Genomic DNA, 19,984 nt, shown 5'->3' with positions numbered 1-19,984 from the left:
GCTACAGCCCCGTCCGATGCGCGCGCGCGGTGAAGAAGATGCCCGAAGGGCTGGCGGCGTCGATCTCGCCCAGCTTTTCGAAGGTCGCGGTGTCGTAGATCATGACCTTGCCGGCGTCGCGGACCGAGACCCAGACCTCGTTGCCGCGCGGGCTGAATTCCATGTGCAGCACGGCGGGGCCGGGCTTGAATTCATGCACCACCTGCTTGGTCAGCGTGTCGATCACCTGGATGGTGTCGTTGCGCGGATGCGCGAAGTTGACCCAGACGTGTCGGCCATCGGGGCGCGCCATGGCAAAGACCGGCTGGCCGTAGGTCGCGGTGCGGCCGGTTTCCTGCAACGTCGTGGAATCGACCCACAGAACCTGGTGATGCTTGACGGCCGGCAGGACGAATTCACCGCCCGCCAGCGCCCAGCCTTCCAGGTGGGGCATCTTGTAGACCGGCAGTTCCTCGGAGCCGCGGCCATAGCCGGGCAGCACGCGGATCGGTTCCGGCGGGACCTGCCACAGGTCCAGCGCGGTCATCCCGTCCTCGCCGAACAGCCCGGTGATATAGGTGCGCCCGTCGCTGGTGATCAGCGCGTCATAGGGGTTGGCGCCCATGTCGGGGATCTTTGTGATCTCGGGCGCGTCGCCGGACATGTCCGCGATCCAGGTTTCGCCGCTGTCCCACATGGTGAAGACAAAGCGGCGGCCCGGCGCATCGACCAGCCCGATGGTTTTCGACCCGGTGGGAATATCGGCGACCATGTCGAGCGTGTCGGCGTCGAAGATCCGCACCCCGCCGGGATCGTAGTTCGACACCGCCACCAGCGCGCCATCGTCAGAGATTGCCCCGCCGATGGAGTTGCCGGCCTGAAGCACGCGCGCCACCACGGCCTGCTCAACGATGTCGACCTTGCTGAGGCCGCCATCGCGGCCAAACACATAGGCAAAGCGTTCGTCGGGCGAATAGACAAGGCTGGCGTGCGACAGGTCGCCCAGACCCTCGATCCGGCCAATGGCCGCGCGTTCGGACCGGTCGACCAGCAGCAGCGCGCCATCGGCGCGTTCGACAACGAGACCAAGGTCGCCTGTGGCAACGATCTCTCCGGCCTGAGCGGCGGTCAGGGTGACAGAGGCCAGCAGGCCGGCGATCAGCAGTTTCATGGTTGGGTACCTGTAAGAAGATAGTCGGCGATCCATTGTGCTTCGGCTTCGGAGATCAGCGGCCGCCACGGCGGCATGGCCGTACCGGGAATGCCGTCGAGCACCACAATGGCCAGCGTGTCGGGATCGTAGTGAGAAATGGCGTCGGGACGGATGTCCGGCCCCAGCCCGCCCTTCAGGGTCAGGCCGTGACAGGATCCGCAATCCTGAAGCACCAGGTGCTCCAGCGCGTCGGGGTCTGCAATGTCGGACGCCGAGACCATGAGGGTCGAGGCCAGCAGGAAAGCGAGGCTACGCATGGGCCGCCCGAACGGTTTTTGGCGCGTCACATTCAGCCGTCAGCCCGACGGCCTCACAGGCCTCGGACAGGGAAACGACGCGGCCGATGACGAACAGGACCGGGGCCTGCATTTCGGCGGCGCAAATGTCGGGGGCAATCCGGCCAAGGCAGGAAAACAGGCGGCGCTCGCGCGGGGTGGTGGCATTGGCGATGGCCATCACCGGGGTGTCATGGGGCAGGCCTTCGGCCATCAGATGCATGGCGATCTGGCCGATATTGGCCACGCCCATGTAGACCACCAGCGTGGTGTCGATGCAGGCGAGGCTTTTCCAGTCCAGATCCAGCGCGCCATCGGCCTGCCGGTGCCCGGTGACATAGCGCACACCGGTGGCCAGCCCGCGATGGGTCAGCGGCACGCCGGTGGCGGCGGCCACCCCTTGCGCGGCGGTGATGCCGGGGGCGTATTCCACCGGGATGCCAAGGGCAGTCAGATAGGTGGCCTCTTCCGAGCCGCGTCCGAAGATCAGCGGGTCGCCGCCCTTCAGGCGGGCCACGGTCAGGCCGTCCTGGGCGAATTCGGCCAGAACCTCGTTGATGCGACCCTGGGGGACGGGGTGATCCTTGGGGGCCTTGCCCACCGAGAACCGGCGCGCGCCCTCGGGCGACAGCGCGAGAATTTCTTCGGAAACCAGGCGGTCGTAGACAACCACATCCGCAGCCTGAAGCATCCGCAGGGCGCGCAGGGTCAGAAGCTCAGGGTCGCCGGGACCGGCTCCGATCAGACAGACTTTTCCCAGGCTGGGCATTGCGCATTCCCCGTAAGCTGAAACGTTTGGCGAAAATTGGGGGTGGCAGGGGCGGTGGCCCGCCCCTGCCGGGAACGACGTGAATGATCAGTAAACGTCAGACCGGGTGTTGTAGACGTTGAACTTGCCGGTCGGTGTGATCAGGCGCGGGTCCTTGATGACCTTCTTCAGCTCAAGCGTCTTGTCATCGACAACCACGATGGCCGATTCCAGATCCTTGGCATTCCAGACAGAGAACCAGATTTCGTTGCCAGCCTGGTTGAATTCACCTTGAACAACGCGTGGCTGTCCTTCGGCAATTTCGGCCCATTCGACGATCGGAAGCGTCACGTACTCAGGCTCTTCCTGATCCAGTTCGTCAATCTTGAAGACCGCGACCGAGCCGGAAGTTTCGGCATCCGGGTTCAGCGTTGCGTCAACATAGAGGTGGTTCGAGGTCGGGTGCGTTTTCACGAACAGCGAACCGCCGCCCAGACCGTAAAGCTGCTGAACCATCTTCCACGCATGGTCGGGGTGACCTTCAGGGTCTGTCCCGATCAAGGCGATCGTGTCATCGCCAAGGTGCGACGTTGCCCAGACCGGCCCGTAGGTCGGGTGCATGATGTTGGCACCGCGGCCCGGGTGGGGTGTCTGGCCTTCGGTCTCGACAATCGCGGTCAGCGCGCTTTCCTTGGTGTCGATCACGGCCACCTTGCCACGCGCGTTGGCGGCTGTCAGGAAGTACCGCTTGGTGCTGTCCAGACCGCCGTCATGCAGGAAGCGTTCGGCTTCGATCTCGGTGACTTTCAGGTTCTTGATGTCCGAATAGTCGACCATCAGGATCTTGCCGGTTTCCTTGACGTTGACCAGGAACTCGGGCTTGTAGTGCGAGGCCAGAATGGCCGCCACGCGGGGTTCGGGGTGGTAGACCTGTTCGTCGTAGACCATGCCGCGGGTGGACTTGATCTTCAGCGGCTCAAGCGTGTTGCCGTCCATGATCACGTACTGCGGCGGCCAGTAGGCACCGGCAATGGCGTATTTGTCCTCATAGCCTTCGAACTTGGAGGTTTCGACCGAACGCGCTTCGGCACCGACCTTGATTTCGGCGACGGTGGCGGGCTCTTCCATCCACAGGTCGATCATGTTGACCTTGGCGTCGCGACCGATCACGAGCAGATAGCGGCCCGAGGCCGAGATGCGCGAGATGTGTACGGCATAGCCGGTCTTGATGATCGAGTGGATTTCGTAGGTGGCGCCATCGATCAGGGCAATCTCTCCGCTGTCACGCAGGGTGACCGAGAACAGGTTGTCGATGTCGATGTCGTTCATCTTCTCCTTCGGACGATCCTCGGGTGCGACGATCACTTTCCAGCTTTCGCGCATCTCGGGCATGCCCCATTCTGGCGGCGCAGCCGCATCAAGCAGAATGTAGCGCGCCATCATGTCGACCTGCTCTTCGGTCAGGTCGCCGGATGTGCCCCAGTTCGGCATGCCCGCGGGCGAGCCGTACTTGATGAAATCACGCAGGTATTCAAAACCGTTGGCCCGGGTAATGTCCGGGGTCAGGGCCTTGCCGGTCGCGCCCTTGCGCAACACGCCGTGGCAGCCGGCGCACCGCTCGAAATAGATCTTGTTGGCGGCTTGGTACTCTTCGGCTGTCATCACCGGGTCGCCTTCGCGGCGGCCGGGGATTTCCACTTGCAGTTCGCCAAGTGTGGTCATCGACGGCTGATACGCGGCGGATGCTTCATCCCCGTGATCGGCCGGTTTGTCTTGCGCGGACGCACCAAGGGCGGAAAGCCCAAGGGCCATCGCCGCGCTGACAATCAGCGTGGATCCGCGAATGGCTCGTTTAGTTGTCATAACGGTGTCTCCGTTGTGCTGGTGAGGCACGCCGAACGTGGAATCACATTGCTGTGAGCGCCTTGACTTAGGTTAAGGTGAGGCAGTTCTTCGCTTCGTATCCGGAAACAATGATCCGGCTTCATCACATCCCGTTTCTCTGGACCTGCCTGTTGATGCTTGTGCTGCCCGGCAGCATGGCGATTGCTCAGAGCGGGCTGGTCCGCGACACCACCACCACGCCTTCGGTGCAGGTGCTGACAACCATGGCCGAGCGCCTGTTCGACCCGCAGGAACCGATCCGGGTGCGTCCCGACGACGGCGCGGTGCCAGGCTGGTCCGTCACCACCGCCGGCGGCGAAACCCTTGGCTACATCGGGTCGACCTGGGAGATTGCCGGGTCGGTGGGCTATTCCGGCCGCCCGATCGAGATGCTGGTGGCGGTCAGCCAGGATGGCAAGATCGCCGGGGCCGAGTTGCTGCGCCATTCCGAGCCGATCCTGACGCTGGGACTGTCGGATGCCGACATCGCGCGGTTCGTGGCGGGCTTCGGGGGTGTCGATCTGGCGGCCCCGCGCGAATCGGCGGCTGCGGCCGAGGCCAATGCGCCGGACGTGATCTCGCGCGCCACGGTGTCGACCGGGGTGATTCGTGACGGCATCCTGCGCAGCGCCCGCGCGCTGGCGTTGGATCGCGGGGTGATCGACGCTGGCCGAATCGACCGCACCGGGTTTGTACCGCAGGACTGGGCCGCGCTGGTGGCCGATGGGTCCATCGCCTACGCAGGCACCACCAAGACCGATGCCGCCGCGGCTTTTGCCGAGGCCAAGGTACCGCTCAGCCCCGGCGACGCGCCGTTCCTGGATCTGTACGTTGCCCTGCTGGATCCGCCGGCCATCGGGCAGAACCTGCTGGGCCAGACCCTGTACACCCGCGCCGTCGGCGGACTGGGGGCCGGACAGGTGGCGCTGTTCATCGGCTCGCAGGGGGTGCAGTCGCATCGTGGAACCGGGTGGAAACGCAGCCATGTCTTCGACCGTATCACCGTGGTACAGGGCGAGCGGCACTTCGCTCTGACCGACGAAGGCTATCTGCGCGTCGATCGTCTGGGGCTGGAGGATGCGCCGCCGATGAAAGAGCGCAGCGTGTTCCAGCTGGGCGACGGCTTTGATCCCATCGCGCCGTTCCGGGTCGAGGTTGCGGCGACGCGCCCGGCCAGCGACGGCACCGAGCTGCGCTTTGTCACGGCGGTCGAGTATGCGCTGCCGTCCCAGTACATTCTGCCGCCGCCGCCCGAGCCCACGCCGCTGTGGGAAAAGACGTGGCGTGACAAGCGCTTCGTCGTGATCGGGGTCGGCCTGATGATCGCCACCCTGACGCTGATGCTGTTCGCGCAAGAGGCGCTGGTGGCCCGGCCGAAGCTGTGGCGCAGCTTCCGCTACGGCTTCCTGACGCTGACGCTGGTCTGGCTGGGCTGGGGCGTCAACGGCCAGTTGTCGGTGGTGCAGGTGGTGGCTTTCCTGCAATCGCTGCTGACCGGGTTCCACTGGGAAACCTTCCTGATCGAACCGGTGATCTTCATCCTGTGGAGTTTCGTCGCACTGGGACTGCTGTTCTGGGGCCGGGGCGTCTATTGCGGCTGGTTGTGTCCCTTCGGCGCGCTTCAGGAACTGACCAATGCCATCGCGCAGAAACTGAAGGTGCCGCAGATCGCCGTGCCGCAAGCCATCCATGAACGGCTGTGGACGGTGAAATACACGCTGTTCCTGGCGATTCTGGCGCTGTCCTTCTATTCCATGTCCGACGCCATCACCCTGGCCGAGGCGGAACCCTTCAAGACCGCGATCTCGATGCGGATGATCCGGGCCTGGCCGTTCGTGCTGATGGTGCTGGCGATCCTGACCGCCGGATTGTTCATCGAACGGTTCTATTGCCGCTACCTGTGCCCGTTGGGCGCGGCGCTGGCGATCCCGGCCAAGCTGAAGATCTTCGACTGGTTGCACCGTCGGTCGCAATGTGGGCGCGAGTGCCGGCTGTGTGAACAGAAATGCACCGTCGGCGCCATCGATGCCCTTGGCCGGATCAATCCCAATGAATGCGTGCTCTGTCTGCGCTGCCAGGTCATTTTCAACGACGACACGACCTGCCCGACGCTGCTGAAGCGCGCCCGCAGTGACGCGGCCCGGCAGGCCGCCATCGAAAAGGCGCGCGCGGCCCGCGCCGAAAAGGAGCAGGAAGCATGACCTCCAGAATAGCGCTTTTCTTCGGCGAGGGGTTTCGCGTCTTTTTCTTCGCGGCGGGGGCCTTCGGCGTCCTGTCGATGCTGGTCTGGGTCATGTGGCTGGGGGTGCACTATCTTGGCCCGGTGGTCAGCGAGATGCCCTTTGGCATGCCGGCGCATCAATGGCATTCCCACGAGATGATCTTCGGCTATGCCGGGGCGGCCCTTGGGGGGTTCCTGCTGACGGCGGTTCCGAACTGGACCGGTTCACAGGCGGCGCGGCACCGGTTCATCACTGCCGCGGCCGGGGTCTGGCTGGCCGGACGGTTGGCGATCTGGTGCTCCGGCACGCTGCCGCTGTGGCTGGTGGCTGGGCTGGATCTGGCCTTTCTGCCGATTCTCGCCGCGAAGATCGGCAGCCAGCTGTGGCGGCGTCCGAAGCCGCAGAACATGATGTTCCTGCTGTTCATCGCGATGATCTGGGTGTCGAACCTGATGGTGCACCTGCAATGGCTGGGGCTGACCAAGGCGACGCTGGACGCAGGGATGCGCGGCGGGTTGCTGGGGGTTTGCGCGATGATCGCGGTGCTGGGCGGTCGGGTGACGCCGGGGTTCACGCGCAACGCGATGAAGCGTGCGGGCGTGCCCGAAGAAGGCTGGCCGGTGACCGTACCGCTGGCCGAGAAGGCCGCGCTGGGGCTGGCCATCGTGCTGCCACTGGCGGTGCTGACCGGACTGCCACAGGCGGCGGTCGGCGGGCTGGCGGTTCTGGCGGGCGCGGTGCAGATCCTGCGGATCGCACGCTGGAAATGGCGCTGGACCCTGGACCAGCCGATCCTTCTGGCGCTGCATCTGGGCATGGCCATGCTGGGCGCCGGCCTGATCCTGTGGGGGCTGTCGCTGCTGGGCACCGGCAGCGAGGTGGCCGCGCTGCACATCCTGGGGATCGGTGCGGTGGGCGGCATGACGCTGGCGGTGATGAGCCGCGCCGTGCTGGGGCATACCGGCCGACCGCTGGTGGCCCCAAGCCCGGTGGCGGCGGGCTATCTGATGCTGGCCGTGGCGGCGGTCCTGCGCTGGCTGGCCTCGACCCTGCCCGCGGATTGGTACTTTCCGCTGGTGCTGGCGTCGGGTGTTCTGTGGGTGGCGGTTTTTGTTCTGTACACCGTGTCAATCTGGCCGGCAGTGACCAACGTCCGGCTTCCATCGCGGGCCTGACGCCGGGTGCGGCAGGGGCGGCCCATGGGCCCGGCCCTCCGCCCCAGTCTGCTGCAAATAGCTGAAACTAATCCCTATTATTTCCTATTGGTCGCGTTTCGAACCCGGCTCTGACCGTTTGTGCGCGACCTGCGAGACATGGATTAGGCCATCACATTCAAATTTCAAGAGAGTTCACGATCCCTTGACTTTCGTTAAGGCGAGTCGGCTCTCGGCGACGCAAGTTCTGCATATCATCAAGCGGCGCAAAGGAGCGCGCAATGCGCGAAGTCATGACCAAAAGCATGGCCCGCAATATCTTCTATGGCGGGTCGCTTTTCTTCATCCTCATCTTTGTGGGCCTTTCGGTCCACTCTCACTATTACATCGTCAACACATCGACGGACGCGAGCACGCTGAACGAAAGCGTGGCCGCGGGCAAACACGTGTGGGAACGCCACGCGTGTATCAACTGTCACACGATCCTGGGCGAAGGGGCCTACTTTGCCCCCGAGGTCGCGAACGTGATGACTCGCTGGGGCGTCCTTGACGACCCCGAAGCAGCTTTCGAGACCCTCAAAGGCTGGATGGAAGCCATGCCAACCGGGATCGAAGGTCGTCGTCAGATGCCCCAATTCAATCTGACCGACGAAGAAATTCGTGACCTCAGCAACTTCCTGATCTGGACCGACAAGATCGACGCCCAGGGATGGCCGCCGAACGACGCGGGCTAAGGGACGAGAGGACAAAGAAAATGAAATACCAAACTCAGAAAATTGCCCTGGCTTACTTTGCCGTGGCCATGGCCCTGTTCGCCATCCAGGTACTGGGCGGACTGCTGGCCGGGTGGATCTATGTCTCCCCCAACTTCATGTCCGAGCTTCTGCCGTTCAACATCGTGCGGATGCTTCACACCAACTCGCTGATCGTCTGGCTGCTGTGCGGCTTCTTCGGCGCGGCCTACTTCCTGATCCCGGAAGAAGCCGAGCGGGAAATGTACTCGACCAAGCTGGCCTATCTTCAGCTGCTGATCCTCGTGGTCGGTACGCTGGGCGTGGTGCTGACCTATGTCTTCAACCTGTTCGAAGGCAACTGGCTGCTGGGCAAGGAAGGCCGCGAGTTCATCGAACAGCCCAAATGGGTCAAGATGGGCATCGTCGTTGCGGCGCTGATCTTCCTGTTCAACGTCACCATGACGGTGCTGAAGGGCAAGAAGACCGCGATCACCAACATCCTTCTGCTGGGGCTTTGGGGTCTGGCGCTGCTGTTCCTGTTCAGCTTCGTCAATCCTGACAACCTGTCGCTGGACAAGATGTACTGGTGGTACATCGTGCACCTGTGGGTGGAAGGCGTCTGGGAACTGATCATGGCCTCGATCCTGGCCTACCTGATGCTGAAGCTGACCGGGGTGGACCGCGAGGTCGTCGAGAAATGGCTGTATGTCATCGTCGCCGCCGCGCTGTTCTCGGGCATCCTTGGCACCGGCCACCACTATTTCTGGATCGGCACGCCGGGCTACTGGCAGTGGATCGGATCGATCTTCTCGGCCCTGGAAGTGGTACCCTTCTTCGCCATGATGGCCTTTGCCTTCGTGATGGTCTGGAAGGGCCGCCGGGACCATCCCAACAAGGCCGCGCTGTTGTGGTCGCTGGGCTGTGCCACGCTGGCCTTCTTCGGCGCCGGTGTCTGGGGCTTCATGCACACGCTGCACGGGGTGAACTTCTATACCCACGGCACGCAGATCACCGCCGCCCACGGTCACCTGGCCTTCTTCGGCGCCTATGTCTCGCTGAACCTCGCGATCTTCAGCTATGCCATGCCGATCCTGCGCGGACGTGATCCGTACAACCAGGTGCTCAACATGGCCTCGTTCTGGCTGATGGCCGGGGGCATGACCTTCATGACCTTCGTGCTGACCTTCGCAGGGACGCTTCAGACGCACCTGCAACGGGTGGGTGGCGAGTACTTCATGGACGTTCAGGATCAGCTGGCGCTGTTCTACTGGATGCGCTTCGGCTCGGGCCTGGCGGTTGTGATCGGCGCCCTGCTGTTCATCTATGCCATGTGGGTGCCGCGTCGCGAAGTCATCTCGGATGATGCGTCGGTACCGGCGGAGTGAGAGCCATGGACGGTACAATGACAAACCTGCAGGGGGCGGCTGACGCCCCCTTCTACCTGGCCCACGCCGATGAATGCGATGTGTTCGAGGCGGCCAATGCAAACGGTCTGCCGGTCCTGCTGAAGGGACCCACAGGCTGCGGCAAGACCCGTTTCGTGTCCCATATGGCGGCGCGTCTGGGCAAGAAACTTTACACCGTCGCCTGTCATGACGACCTGGCGGCGGCGGATCTGATCGGGCGTTATCTGCTGAAGGGCGGCGAGACCGTCTGGGTGGATGGCCCGCTGACCCGCGCCGTGCGCGAGGGGGCAATCTGCTATCTCGACGAAGTGGTCGAGGCGCGCAAGGATGTGACCGTGGTGCTGCACCCGCTCACCGACGACCGGCGCATCCTGCCCATCGACCGCACCGGCGAAGAGCTGGAGGCGGCACCGGGCTTCATGCTGGTGGCTTCCTACAACCCCGGCTATCAGAACATTCTGAAAACCCTGAAACCTTCGACCCGGCAACGGTTCATCTCGGTCGAGTTCGACTTTCCCAAGCCCGAACTGGAAGCCAAGGTTGTCGCCCAGGAAAGCGGGCTGGATGCGGACCGCGTCAAGGCGCTGGTGCGTCTGGCGGGCAAGCTGCGCGCGCTGAAGGGCCAGGATCTGGAAGAAGGGGTATCGACCCGTCTGGTCGTTTATGCCGCGACACTGATCGCACAGGGCATGAGCGTGGAACGGGCCATCCTGGCGGCAATGGTCGAGCCGCTGACGGATGACGAGGACGTCAAACGCGGTCTCCTCGATCTTGTCACGGCTGTCTTTGGGTGAGGCCAGCCGATATGGGCACGATCGACTTCGAGCCATGGGAACCCGAAGAAACTGTCGGGAAACTGTGGCACGCGTTTGCCAGCCGTCTGGATGCGCCTCTGGTGCATCATGGAGCCGCGGTCGACCTCTCTGAGGTTGTGGGGCGGCTGGCAGTTCTTTTTCGGGGGCTGGGTGGCAGCCATGCGGTCGAAATCCGCTCGGTCTCCGATGAACTTTCTTCCCATCGTTTGAGCTTCCGGCGCCGGCTGGGCACCGAAGTGGAAACCGTGCCGCGCGCCAGTTTCGACGGCGAAATCCTGCGCCTGCCTTCGCAGTTGGCGGTCTTTCCCACGCGCGAGGCCAATGCGGCCCTGTACCTGTGGCTGACCGCTGCCGTGGCCCACGCGCCCGCGCGGATGGCCGAAGACGACTTGCTGCTGGCCGATCTGCGCGCCTTGCAGGCGGCACAGGCGATGGTGGCGGCGGCGCTGGACAATGCGCCGGGGCTGCGGGATCTCTATGCGGCGTTGAGCGAGGGCACCCTGTACCAGCGCCCGCGCGGCAAGCTGCCGGGGGTCGAGGCCGATGTCGAGGCACTGTTGCGGCACATGCTGGGCGATCCAGCGGATCTGTCGCCACGGGCGCGAGACATGCAATCCGCGCTGGACGCGGATGATCTGTCCACGATCGCCGCGCCGCGCGGCTATCGCCAGTTCCGCCCGGTGCCGCTGTGGCCTGATCTGCGCGACATGGTGTTTTCCGCCAGTGACGAGGTCGAGAACCCCGAAACCGAGGGCACGCCCGAGGAAGCCGGGGAAAAGACCGTGCGTGCCCGACGCCGCGAGGCCGATCTGGCCGAGCGTCAGGACAGCCTGATCCTGCACAAGTTCGAAGCCATCCTCAGCTGGGCCGAGTTCCTGAACCTGAACCGCCGTGTCGATGACGACGACAATGACGACGCCAAGAAGGCCGCCGACGATCAGGACGAGATCGGTCTGGGGCAGGTGTCGAAAGCGCCGGCCACCCGGCTGAAGCTGCACCTGGACCTTGCCCCCGAGGACGTGGACCGCGAGCGCCTGTCGGCGAAACTGACCTATCCCGAATGGGATGCCCGCACCGGGGCCTATCTGCCCGACCATGTCTGTGTTCTGGCCTCGGTCGCCGAGGCGCGCGCGGAATTCGACGATTTCACCAAGGATCCCCGCACCGCACGGCGCATCCGTGCCGTGAAGCGGCAGTTCGAGGCGCTGCGCCCCGGCCGCGTCACCACGCGCGGGCATCTGGAAGGCGATGATCTGGACATGGATGCCGCCGTGCGCGCGCAGGTCGAACGTCTCGCCTCGGGCGAGAGCAGCGAGCGGATCTGGTTGCAGACCCGTCCCGAGGCCCGCGATCTGGCGGTGTCCATCCTGCTGGATGTGTCCCGCTCCACCGAAAGCGCTGTTTCTGGCCGCGCCGTGATCGACGTGGAGCGCGAGGCGCTGGCGGCGATGGCCTGGGGGCTGGATGCCTGCGGCGACGACTTCGCCATCAACGCGTTTTCCTCGCTCAAGCGGCACCGGGTCTATATCCAGAACTGCAAGAAATTCGGCGAGCCGATGTCGCGGACCATCGAGGAACGCATCGGCGGGCTGCGGCCGGGGTTCTACACCCGTCTGGGTGCGGCGGTGCGCCATGCCTCGGCAGACCTGGCCAAGCAGACGCGGCAGCGCAAGCTGCTGCTGGTCATCACCGATGGCAAGCCCAACGACCTGGACCACTACGAGGGCCGCCACGGCATCGAGGACACCCGCATGGCGGTGCGCGAGGCCCGGCGGCAAGGCCAGTCGGTGTTCGGCGTCACCATCGACCGCAGTGCCAAAAGCTGGTTCCCCCGGCTGTTCGGACAGGGCGGTTTCGCGGTCATCCCCGAGCCGGACAAGCTGACCCAGGCGTTGCCGCAGATCTACCGACAGCTCGTGGGGGGCTGAGCATGGCGGATTCGCGGGGCCAGGCCCCTGCCAGCGTGCTGGACGAACTGCCCGGCGAGCTTCTGATGTGGGTGCTCATCGTCAGCGAGCTGCTGGTGTTCGGGGCCGGGCTGGCCGCCTTTCTGGCGGTACGGATCACCGACCCGGTCGGGTTCGCCGAAGCCCAAAGCCATCTGCATCGTACAAGTGCGGCCCTGAACACCGTGGTGCTGGTCACCAGCGGGTTTCTGGCCGCGCGTGCGCTGAACCTGCGCGAAGCCGCGCGCCGCACCGCCGCGCGTTGGCATCTGGTGGCGGCCATCGTTCTTGGCGGGGTGTTCCTGGCCGTGAAGATCGCGGAATACGCCGACAAGGCAGGGCAGGGGATCGGGATCGAATCCCATGCGTTCTTCACCTTTTACTACCTGCTGACCGGATTTCACGCCGCCCATGTGGTGGCGGGCATGGTCATTCTGGCGCTGGTGGCCTGGAAGGACGACCCCAACAACATCGAAGTCGGCGCTGCCTTCTGGCACATGGTCGATCTGGTCTGGGTGCTGCTGTTCCCGGTGATCTACCTGATCTCATGAAACGGACCCTGCCCACAAACCCGCTGACTCGTGCCTGGGTGCTGCTGCTGCTGCTTTGCATGGCCTCGACCCTGATCGCCGCGCTGGATGCGCTGGCGGTGGCGCCGGTGGTGGTCGGCGCGGTGATCCTGCTGCTGTCCTGGATGAAGGCGCGGGTGATCCTGTCGCGCTATCTGGGCCTGTGGCGCGCGCCCACATGGCGGGCCGGGTTCAACTGGGTGCTAGGGTTATATTGCCTGCTGCTGCTGGGTCTGTACCTGGTGCCCGGCTTTGCCTCTTAGGAGCGCTTGTTCCAGAACGCCGCCGGGTCGGATTCGGAAAAATCGCGCAGACGCTGGATGTCATCGATCGCGGCGTTGTTGCGGGACACCTTCACGCCGAATTCCTTCAGCTTGGAAAACGCCCGCGACAGGCTTTCGGGCTTGATGCCCAGACGTCCGGCGATCACGACCTTGTCGTAGGGCAGGGTCACAAGGCAACTGCCCTCGTCCCGTTCGGACAGTTCCAGCAGAAACTCGGCCACCCGCTGGGCGCCGGTCTGCGCCTTGAGCTGTTCCAGTTGCGCCACCAGCGCGTGCAGGTGAGAGAAGGTCGCGGCCAGCATGGTGACGCCGGCCTCGGGGTCGCGCCGCACCATTTCGGTGACCGCGGCGGCGGGGATCTGCAAAACCTCGGAGTCGGTCACCGCCTCGGCCGAAACCGGGTAGGGGGTGCCGCGCAGGGCGACCGCCTCGCCAAAGCTCTGGCCCTTGGTGAACACCGACACGATGGCCTCGCCCCCGTTCGGCGTGATTCGGTAGAGCTTGACCCACCCGTCCACGACAACATGGATCGAGCGCGCTTTCTCGTCCTGCTGAAACAGGGTCTGGTTGCGCTGATAGGTGTGCCAATGGGACATCGAGAGCAGCATGTCGGTCTGCTGCTCGGAAAAGCTTTTCAGCAAAAGGGAGTTTCGGGCGATGAGCGTGCGCCGGTCTTCCGTCATGGGATCATCCCTTCGTCGTCGCCGGCGGCAGGTGCCGGATCGGGTTTCGGGGACCACGTCGCATATTTCGCGGGGGAGGGTCCAGTTGAAAGCCACAACCTTCGCGCTTGGCTTGACTATTGTCATGTAACCGCCGCCCGGATCACTCCAGACTTTGCCTGAAAATCCGAATGTGGGGGTGACATGGACTATCAGGCATTCTTCGCGGACCGGCTCGATTCGTTGCGGGACGAAGGTAACTACCGCGTGTTCGTCGATCTGGAACGCCGTTGCGGGAATTTTCCCTCGGCGCAGCGGACCAAGGGGATCCGTCGCGATGACGTGACGATCTGGTGCTCCAACGATTACTTGGGCATGGGTCAGCATCCCGATGTGGTCGCCGCGATGCATGACGCCATCGACCGCTGCGGCGCCGGCGCCGGCGGGACGCGCAACATTTCCGGCACCACGCACGACCATGTGCTGCTGGAGGCCGAACTGGCCGACCTGCATGGCAAGGAATCCGCCCTGCTGTTCACTTCGGGCTATGTGTCGAACTGGGCAGCCCTTGGGACGCTGGCCTCGGAAATTCCCGGCTGCATCGTCTTTTCCGACGCGCTGAACCACGCCTCGATGATCGAGGGCATCCGCCATTCGCGCGCCGAAAAGGTGATCTGGAAGCACAACGATCTGGCCGATCTGGAAGCCAAGCTGGCCGCCGCGGATCCGTCCCGGCCCAAGCTGATCGCCTTCGAGAGCGTCTATTCCATGGATGGCGATATCGCACCGATCAAGGAGATTTGCGACCTTGCCGACCGCTATGGCGCCATGACCTATCTGGACGAGGTGCACGCGGTGGGCCTCTACGGTCCGCGTGGCGGCGGCATTGCCGAACGCGAAGGGCTGATGGATCGCCTGACGGTGATCGAGGGCACGCTGGGCAAGGCGTTCGGCGTGGTTGGCGGCTATATCGCCGCGTCGGCCGAACTGTGCGATTTCGTGCGCAGCTTTGCCAGCGGCTTCATCTTCACCACGGCCCTGCCGCCGGCGGTCGCGGCGGGGGCCGCGGCCTCGATCCGGCATCTGAAGGCATCTTCGGCCGAACGGGAGTTGCAGCAACGGCGGGTGGCGGATCTGCGCGCGCGCCTGGATGCAATGGAGATCCCGCATCTGGACAACCCCAGCCACATCATCCCGGTGATGGTGGGCGATCCGGTGAAGTGCAAGTTCATCTCGGATACGCTTCTGGACGAGTTCGGGATCTATATCCAGCCGATCAATTACCCCACGGTACCAAGGGGTACGGAGCGGCTGCGCATCACGCCGTCACCGGTGCACAGCGAAGCCGATCTCGACCATCTGGTCGGTGCGCTGGAAGAATTGTGGCATCGCTGCCAGATGGCGCGGATGCCGATGGCGGCGCAATAAGGGGCGTGTCGCGAGGGAAAGCCCGGAAACTGACTTAAATCAATTACGGTCCTTCCACAGGCCACTACCCCTTGCCCTGCAACCATCCTTGATCGGAGTTTGGCGCCGTGCTGGCCCAGCGAGATTTTCAGTTTTCCACAGGAGCATGGCCCAGCCGTCGCTGGTTTGCCGTGGCCCTGTGCGTGGCGCTGGTGCTGGTCCAGGCAAGTTTTGCCTGTGCCCGTCCCGCCGGAGCGCTGACGGAAATCTGCAGCGAAACCGGCGTGGCCGTCGTGCGCATCGATACAGCCGGAAACATCGTTGAACAGGGTGGCCCGCTTGCGCCGGGCTGCGACTCCTGCCGGTTCTGTGCGACCCTGGGTTCTGCGGACCTGGCAGTGGCTTTCGCGCCGGAGCGTCCCGAATTTCCAATCACCGCGGGTGCCCGTCCCATGGCGTGTTCCGTTCATTGCACCACACCCGATCTGTGGCCCGAAACCCGAGGCCCCCCAAGCGATAGCATGATGACCCCATATTCGTTCCCCGCCCAAACCCCGGCCCCCATCTCCGATAACGGGAGGCCGTCATGGGCGTGACCCGGACCCTTGGCCGCTGGATGTCGGCCCTTGTCCTTGCAGTTGGCCTTGTCCTTGCGGCGCTCGCCCCGGCAAAGGCCGATACCCTCGCCACATTTCTGGCTGATCTTGTTCCCGGCGATCTTTACGAAGGCGCCGACGGCTTTGGCGCGATCCGGGACGATGTGCCCGTCGCCCCGGTGCTGAAGGGCGGCGAGACTGTCGCCTGGGCCTTCCTGACTTCGGATTTCGTAGGCACCACCGGCTATTCCGGCAAGCCCATCCATGTGGTTGCGGCCATTGACCCCGACGCGGTGCTGACCGGTGTGCAACTGGTCAAGCACTCTGAACCCATCGTTCTGATCGGCATTCCCGACAGCAAGGTGAAGGCGCTGACCGAATCCTATGCCGGGCTGGACCTGAAGGCCGAAGCGGCCTCGGGCGGGTCGTCGCATGACCTGGACATCATTTCGGGCGCGACGGTGACGATCATCGTGATCGACGATTCCATCGTGCGCGGCGGCATCAAGGTTGCCCGACTGCTGGGACTGGGCGGGCTGGCCGAGGAAATCACCGGCCCCCGGCGCGCACTGGACCCGGACATCACCGGCATCGACTCCTGGACCACCCTGTCGGGCGACGGATCGATCCGGCGCATGACGCTGGACGTGGGCCAGGTCAACGCCGCCTTCGAGGCCACCGGCGACGCCCGCGCCATCAAGCGCCCCGAGAAGGGTGCCCCCGAGGACACCTTCATCGACATGAACATGGCGCTGGTCTCGGTGCCGTCGATCGGGCGGTCGCTGCTGGGGGACAATGAATACAACAACCTGACCGGCTGGCTGGGCGAAGGCGAGCACGCCATTCTCGTGCTGGGGCGCGGCACCTATTCCTTCAAGGGATCGGGCTATGTGCGCGGGGGCATCTTCGACCGGATCCAGCTGATCCAGGGCGACAATTCGGTGCGCTTCTTCGACAAGCAGCATCGCCGTCTGGGCGATCTGGCGACCACGGATGCGCCCAGTTTCACCGAGATGGACATCTTCAAGATCTCCGCCGACGCCGAGTTCGATCCGGCCGAGCCGTTCCGCCTGCAACTGCTGGTGCAACGGGCCGTGGGGGCGGTGGAAAAGACCTTCCTGACCTTCGATCTGGGCTACAAATTGCCCGAGCGGTTCCTGCTGCCGCAGAAAGCGGCCCCGGTGCTGGAAGTCGCCGGCGGTGAAGAGGCCGCCGCCAAGGCCGCGCTGTGGAAGCGCATCTGGAGGGATAAGGCTTTCGAGATCGGCGTTCTTGGCGTCATGCTGGCGGTGCTGACCGCGACGTTCTTCTTCCAGTTTCAGGCGACGATGAACGCGCGCGTGTTCTATTGGTTCCGCATCGGCTATCTGACCATGACGCTGGTTTTCATCGGCTGGTATGCCAATGCGCAACTGTCGGTGGTCAACCTGATGGCGCTGGCCGGGCAATTGCGCGCCGGGTTCAGCTGGGATGCCTTCCTGATGGATCCGCTGGTCTTCATCCAGTGGTTCGCCGTCGCCGCCGCCCTGCTGTTCTGGGGCCGGGGCGCCTATTGCGGCTGGCTGTGCCCCTTCGGCGCGCTGCAGGAACTGAGCAACCAGATCGCCCGCTATTTCAAGGTGCCGCAATGGGAATTGCCCTGGGGCCTGAACGAACGGCTCTGGCCGATCAAATACATGATCTTCCTGGGGCTGTTCGGCGTCTCCCTGGCGTCGATCCCGATGGCCGAACAACTGGCCGAGGTCGAACCGTTCAAGACCGCGATCATCCTGAAATTCGTGCGTGACTGGCCGTTCGTGGTCTTCGCCCTGCTGCTGCTGCTGGCCGGCCTGTTCGTCGAGCGGTTCTATTGCCGCTACATCTGCCCGCTGGGCGGCGCCCTGGCGATCCCGGCGCGGGTCCGCATGTTCAACTGGCTGCGCCGCTACAAGGAATGCGGAAGCCCGTGCCAGACCTGCGCCAACGAATGCCCGGTGCAGGCCATTCACCCCACCGGTGAGATCAATCCGAATGAGTGCATCAACTGCCTGCATTGCCAGGTTCTGTACCAGTCGGACAAGAAATGCCCCGTTGTCATCAAGAAGATGAAGCGGCGCGCGAATGTTGGCACGCCGCTTGCCATGCCACCGGCCGGCCATCCCAACGCAAAGAAGAACGTACCCAAAGGAGGGAAAGCCCATGTCTGAGAAAATGAAGCAACTGGCGATGACACGCCGGGGCATGCTGGGGGCCGCGGCCACCGGTGCCGCGCTGGCCACCACCGGTATCGGCGGCTCGGTCCTGACCGCGAAACCCGCCAAGGCCGCCGGCGGTAACGCCCACCTGGCACCCGGCGAGCTGGACGATTACTACGGCTTCTGGTCCTCGGGCCAGACCGGCGAATTGCGCATCCTGGGCGTGCCGTCGATGCGCGAATTCATGCGCGTGCCGGTGTTCAACCGCTGCTCGGCCACCGGCTGGGGCCAGACCAACGAAAGCCTGAAGGTGCTGACCGAGGGCCTGACCGAAGATACCAAGAAGTATCTCGCCGCGCAGGGCAAGGTCACCTATGACAACGGCGACCTGCACCACCCGCATATGTCGTTCACCGATGGCACCTATGACGGCCGCTATCTGTTCATGAACGACAAGGCCAACACCCGCGTGGCGCGCGTGCGCTGCGACGTGATGAAATGCGACAAGATCATCGAGATCCCGAACGCGCATGACATCCACGGCATGCGCCCGCAGAAGTACCCGCGCACCGGTTACGTCTTTGCCAACGGCGAGCACGAAGCGCCGCTGGTCAACGACGGCAAGATCCTCGACCAGCCGGAAGAGTATGTGAACATCTTCACCGCCATCGACGGTGACACGATGGAGATCGCGTGGCAGGTGATCGTGTCGGGCAACCTCGACAACACCGACTGCGACTACCAGGGCAAATACGCCTATTCGACCTCGTACAACTCGGAAATGGGCATGACCCTGGCCGAGATGACCGCCAACGAGATGGACCATGTGGTCGTCTTCAACCTGGCCGAGATCGAAGCGGGTGTTGCCGCTGGTGATTATCAGGAGCTGAACGGCGTCAAGGTTCTGGACGGCCGCAAGGGACAGAACAAGAAGTACACCCGTTACATCCCGATCCCGAACTCGCCGCACGGCATCAACACCGCGCCGGACGGCAAGCACGTCTGCATCAACGGCAAGCTGTCGCCGACCGTGTCGGTGATGGATGTGACCAAGCTGGACGCCTTGTTCGAAAGCGACGTCGACCCGCGGTCGTGCATCGTGGCCGAGCCGCAGCTGGGTCTCGGGCCGCTTCACACCGCCTATGACGGTCAGGGCAACGCCTTCACCACGCTGTTCCTGGACAGTCAGGTCGTGAAGTGGAACATCGAGGACGCCATCAAGCTGTATGCGGGCGAGGACGTGGATCCGATCCGCGAAAAGATCGACGTGCACTACCAGCCGGGCCACAACTCGACCTCCATGGGCGAAACCAAGGAAGCCGATGGCAAGTGGCTGATCTCGATGAACAAGTTCTCGAAGGACCGGTTCATCAACGTGGGTCCGCTGAAGCCCGAGAACGAACAGCTGATCGATATCTCGGATGGCGGCATGACGCTGAAGCACGATGGCCCGACCTTTGCCGAGCCGCATGACAGCATCATCGTGCGCCGCGACATCGTGAACCCGGCCACCAACTGGCAGCGCGACGATCCCACCTGGGAAGACGCCCGCAAGCAGGCCGAGGCCGATGGCGTCGATCTGGACTGGGGCCACGAGGAAATCATCCGCGACGGCAACAAGGTGCGGGTCTACATGTCCTCGGTGGCGCCGGAATTCTCGATGGAGAAATTCACGGTCAAGCAGGGCGACGAGGTGACCATCTATGTCACCAACATGGATGACATCGACGATCTGACCCACGGCTTCTGCCTGGCCAACTTCGGCGTCGCCATGGAAGTGGGTCCGCAGGCCACCGCCTCGGTCACCTTCGTGGCCGAACGTCCCGGCGTGCACTGGTACTATTGCCAGTGGTTCTGCCACGCACTCCACATGGAGATGCGGGGCCGGATGTTCGTCGAACCGCGGGCGAGCTGAG

General features: G+C 64.0%; 16 protein-coding genes. 11 read left to right on the top strand and 5 right to left on the bottom strand.

Features of this window, described 5'->3' with window-relative positions:
• Position 1: 1 nt before the first annotated feature.
• The 4 genes from ACP15K_RS13470 to ACP15K_RS13455 all read right to left on the bottom strand — a co-directional run bounded on the left by ACP15K_RS13470 (position 2) and on the right by ACP15K_RS13455 (position 4,078).
• The gene (locus ACP15K_RS13470) at positions 2-1,150 is read right to left on the bottom strand and encodes a cytochrome D1 domain-containing protein (RefSeq protein WP_193141318.1); all 1,149 of its coding nucleotides are present in this window, start codon (positions 1,148-1,150) and stop codon (positions 2-4) included.
• The gene (locus ACP15K_RS13465) at positions 1,147-1,449 is read right to left on the bottom strand and encodes a c-type cytochrome (RefSeq protein WP_193141319.1); all 303 of its coding nucleotides are present in this window, start codon (positions 1,447-1,449) and stop codon (positions 1,147-1,149) included. The genes ACP15K_RS13470 and ACP15K_RS13465 overlap by 4 nt, the downstream gene beginning before the upstream one ends.
• Positions 1,442-2,236 (bottom strand): uroporphyrinogen-III C-methyltransferase, encoded by a 795-nt coding sequence (cobA, locus tag ACP15K_RS13460; protein WP_424990751.1) that lies wholly within the window; start codon positions 2,234-2,236, stop codon positions 1,442-1,444. Before cobA ends, ACP15K_RS13465 begins: the two co-directional genes overlap by 8 nt.
• Before the next feature lie 87 nt (positions 2,237-2,323).
• On the bottom strand, positions 2,324-4,078 hold the full coding sequence (locus ACP15K_RS13455; protein ID WP_226925809.1) for a nitrite reductase: 1,755 nt from the start codon (positions 4,076-4,078) through the stop codon (positions 2,324-2,326).
• 110 nt (positions 4,079-4,188) lie between these two features.
• Between ACP15K_RS13455 and ACP15K_RS13450 the strand changes: the two genes are divergently transcribed.
• The 8 genes from ACP15K_RS13450 (at position 4,189) to ACP15K_RS13415 (ending at position 13,208) form a co-directional block, all read left to right on the top strand.
• Positions 4,189-6,300: a 4Fe-4S binding protein gene (locus ACP15K_RS13450; RefSeq protein ID WP_424990750.1), complete on the top strand. Its 2,112-nt coding sequence runs from the start codon at positions 4,189-4,191 to the stop codon at positions 6,298-6,300.
• On the top strand, positions 6,297-7,496 hold the full coding sequence (locus ACP15K_RS13445) for an NnrS family protein (protein WP_193141321.1): 1,200 nt from the start codon (positions 6,297-6,299) through the stop codon (positions 7,494-7,496). The genes ACP15K_RS13450 and ACP15K_RS13445 overlap by 4 nt, the downstream gene beginning before the upstream one ends.
• A 260-nt stretch (positions 7,497-7,756) precedes the next feature.
• Positions 7,757-8,209: a c-type cytochrome gene (locus tag ACP15K_RS13440; protein WP_193141322.1), complete on the top strand. Its 453-nt coding sequence runs from the start codon at positions 7,757-7,759 to the stop codon at positions 8,207-8,209.
• 20 nt (positions 8,210-8,229) lie between these two features.
• Positions 8,230-9,594 carry a cbb3-type cytochrome c oxidase subunit I gene (locus ACP15K_RS13435; protein WP_193141323.1) on the top strand — a complete coding sequence of 455 codons (1,365 nt, stop codon included), beginning with the start codon at positions 8,230-8,232 and terminating at the stop codon, positions 9,592-9,594.
• Between the two features lie 5 nt (positions 9,595-9,599).
• Positions 9,600-10,409: a CbbQ/NirQ/NorQ/GpvN family protein gene (locus ACP15K_RS13430; protein ID WP_193141324.1), complete on the top strand. Its 810-nt coding sequence runs from the start codon at positions 9,600-9,602 to the stop codon at positions 10,407-10,409.
• Positions 10,410-10,420: 11 nt separating this feature from the next.
• Entirely contained in the window at positions 10,421-12,358 is a 1,938-nt protein-coding gene (locus ACP15K_RS13425) for a nitric oxide reductase activation protein NorD (RefSeq protein ID WP_424990749.1), read from the top strand.
• Between the two features lie 2 nt (positions 12,359-12,360).
• Entirely contained in the window at positions 12,361-12,927 is a 567-nt protein-coding gene (locus tag ACP15K_RS13420; protein ID WP_226925811.1) for a cytochrome c oxidase subunit 3, read from the top strand.
• Positions 12,924-13,208 (top strand): nitric oxide reductase F protein, encoded by a 285-nt coding sequence (locus tag ACP15K_RS13415; protein WP_193141326.1) that lies wholly within the window; start codon positions 12,924-12,926, stop codon positions 13,206-13,208. Before ACP15K_RS13420 ends, ACP15K_RS13415 begins: the two co-directional genes overlap by 4 nt.
• Here the strand turns inward: ACP15K_RS13415 and ACP15K_RS13410 are convergent.
• Entirely contained in the window at positions 13,205-13,912 is a 708-nt protein-coding gene (locus tag ACP15K_RS13410; RefSeq protein WP_193141327.1) for a Crp/Fnr family transcriptional regulator, read from the bottom strand. The genes ACP15K_RS13415 and ACP15K_RS13410 overlap by 4 nt on opposite strands.
• 183 nt (positions 13,913-14,095) lie before the next feature.
• Here ACP15K_RS13410 and hemA point away from each other — a divergent pair, with 183 nt between their 5' ends.
• From hemA to nosZ, 3 genes are all read left to right on the top strand, one after another.
• The gene (hemA, locus tag ACP15K_RS13405; protein ID WP_193141328.1) at positions 14,096-15,319 is read left to right on the top strand and encodes a 5-aminolevulinate synthase; all 1,224 of its coding nucleotides are present in this window, start codon (positions 14,096-14,098) and stop codon (positions 15,317-15,319) included.
• A 565-nt stretch (positions 15,320-15,884) separates the two neighbouring features.
• Entirely contained in the window at positions 15,885-18,080 is a 2,196-nt protein-coding gene (locus ACP15K_RS13400; protein ID WP_424990748.1) for a 4Fe-4S binding protein, read from the top strand.
• Positions 18,073-19,983 carry a TAT-dependent nitrous-oxide reductase gene (nosZ, locus tag ACP15K_RS13395; RefSeq protein WP_193141330.1) on the top strand — a complete coding sequence of 637 codons (1,911 nt, stop codon included), beginning with the start codon at positions 18,073-18,075 and terminating at the stop codon, positions 19,981-19,983. Before ACP15K_RS13400 ends, nosZ begins: the two co-directional genes overlap by 8 nt.
• Position 19,984: the final 1 nt, after the last annotated feature.

It is taken from the genome of Fluviibacterium sp. S390 (assembly GCF_049800695.1).
Taxonomy (GTDB): domain Bacteria; phylum Pseudomonadota; class Alphaproteobacteria; order Rhodobacterales; family Rhodobacteraceae; genus Meridianimarinicoccus.
This window is presented reverse-complemented; position numbering and strand designations above follow the sequence as displayed.

Bases quoted from the DNA above. Each gene is read 5' to 3' on its own strand.
- ACP15K_RS13470 (WP_193141318.1), bottom strand. From the start codon at position 1,150: ATGAAACTGCTGATCGCCGGCCTGCTGGCCTCTGTCACCCTGACCGCC.
- ACP15K_RS13465 (WP_193141319.1), bottom strand. From the start codon at position 1,449: ATGCGTAGCCTCGCTTTCCTGCTGGCCTCGACCCTCATGGTCTCGGCG.
- cobA (WP_424990751.1), bottom strand. From the start codon at position 2,236: ATGCCCAGCCTGGGAAAAGTCTGTCTGATCGGAGCCGGTCCCGGCGAC.
- ACP15K_RS13455 (WP_226925809.1), bottom strand. From the start codon at position 4,078: ATGACAACTAAACGAGCCATTCGCGGATCCACGCTGATTGTCAGCGCG.
- ACP15K_RS13450 (WP_424990750.1), top strand. From the start codon at position 4,189: ATGATCCGGCTTCATCACATCCCGTTTCTCTGGACCTGCCTGTTGATG.
- ACP15K_RS13445 (WP_193141321.1), top strand. From the start codon at position 6,297: ATGACCTCCAGAATAGCGCTTTTCTTCGGCGAGGGGTTTCGCGTCTTT.
- ACP15K_RS13440 (WP_193141322.1), top strand. From the start codon at position 7,757: ATGCGCGAAGTCATGACCAAAAGCATGGCCCGCAATATCTTCTATGGC.
- ACP15K_RS13435 (WP_193141323.1), top strand. From the start codon at position 8,230: ATGAAATACCAAACTCAGAAAATTGCCCTGGCTTACTTTGCCGTGGCC.
- ACP15K_RS13430 (WP_193141324.1), top strand. From the start codon at position 9,600: ATGGACGGTACAATGACAAACCTGCAGGGGGCGGCTGACGCCCCCTTC.
- ACP15K_RS13425 (WP_424990749.1), top strand. From the start codon at position 10,421: ATGGGCACGATCGACTTCGAGCCATGGGAACCCGAAGAAACTGTCGGG.
- ACP15K_RS13420 (WP_226925811.1), top strand. From the start codon at position 12,361: ATGGCGGATTCGCGGGGCCAGGCCCCTGCCAGCGTGCTGGACGAACTG.
- ACP15K_RS13415 (WP_193141326.1), top strand. From the start codon at position 12,924: ATGAAACGGACCCTGCCCACAAACCCGCTGACTCGTGCCTGGGTGCTG.
- ACP15K_RS13410 (WP_193141327.1), bottom strand. From the start codon at position 13,912: ATGACGGAAGACCGGCGCACGCTCATCGCCCGAAACTCCCTTTTGCTG.
- hemA (WP_193141328.1), top strand. From the start codon at position 14,096: ATGGACTATCAGGCATTCTTCGCGGACCGGCTCGATTCGTTGCGGGAC.
- ACP15K_RS13400 (WP_424990748.1), top strand. From the start codon at position 15,885: ATGGGCGTGACCCGGACCCTTGGCCGCTGGATGTCGGCCCTTGTCCTT.
- nosZ (WP_193141330.1), top strand. From the start codon at position 18,073: ATGTCTGAGAAAATGAAGCAACTGGCGATGACACGCCGGGGCATGCTG.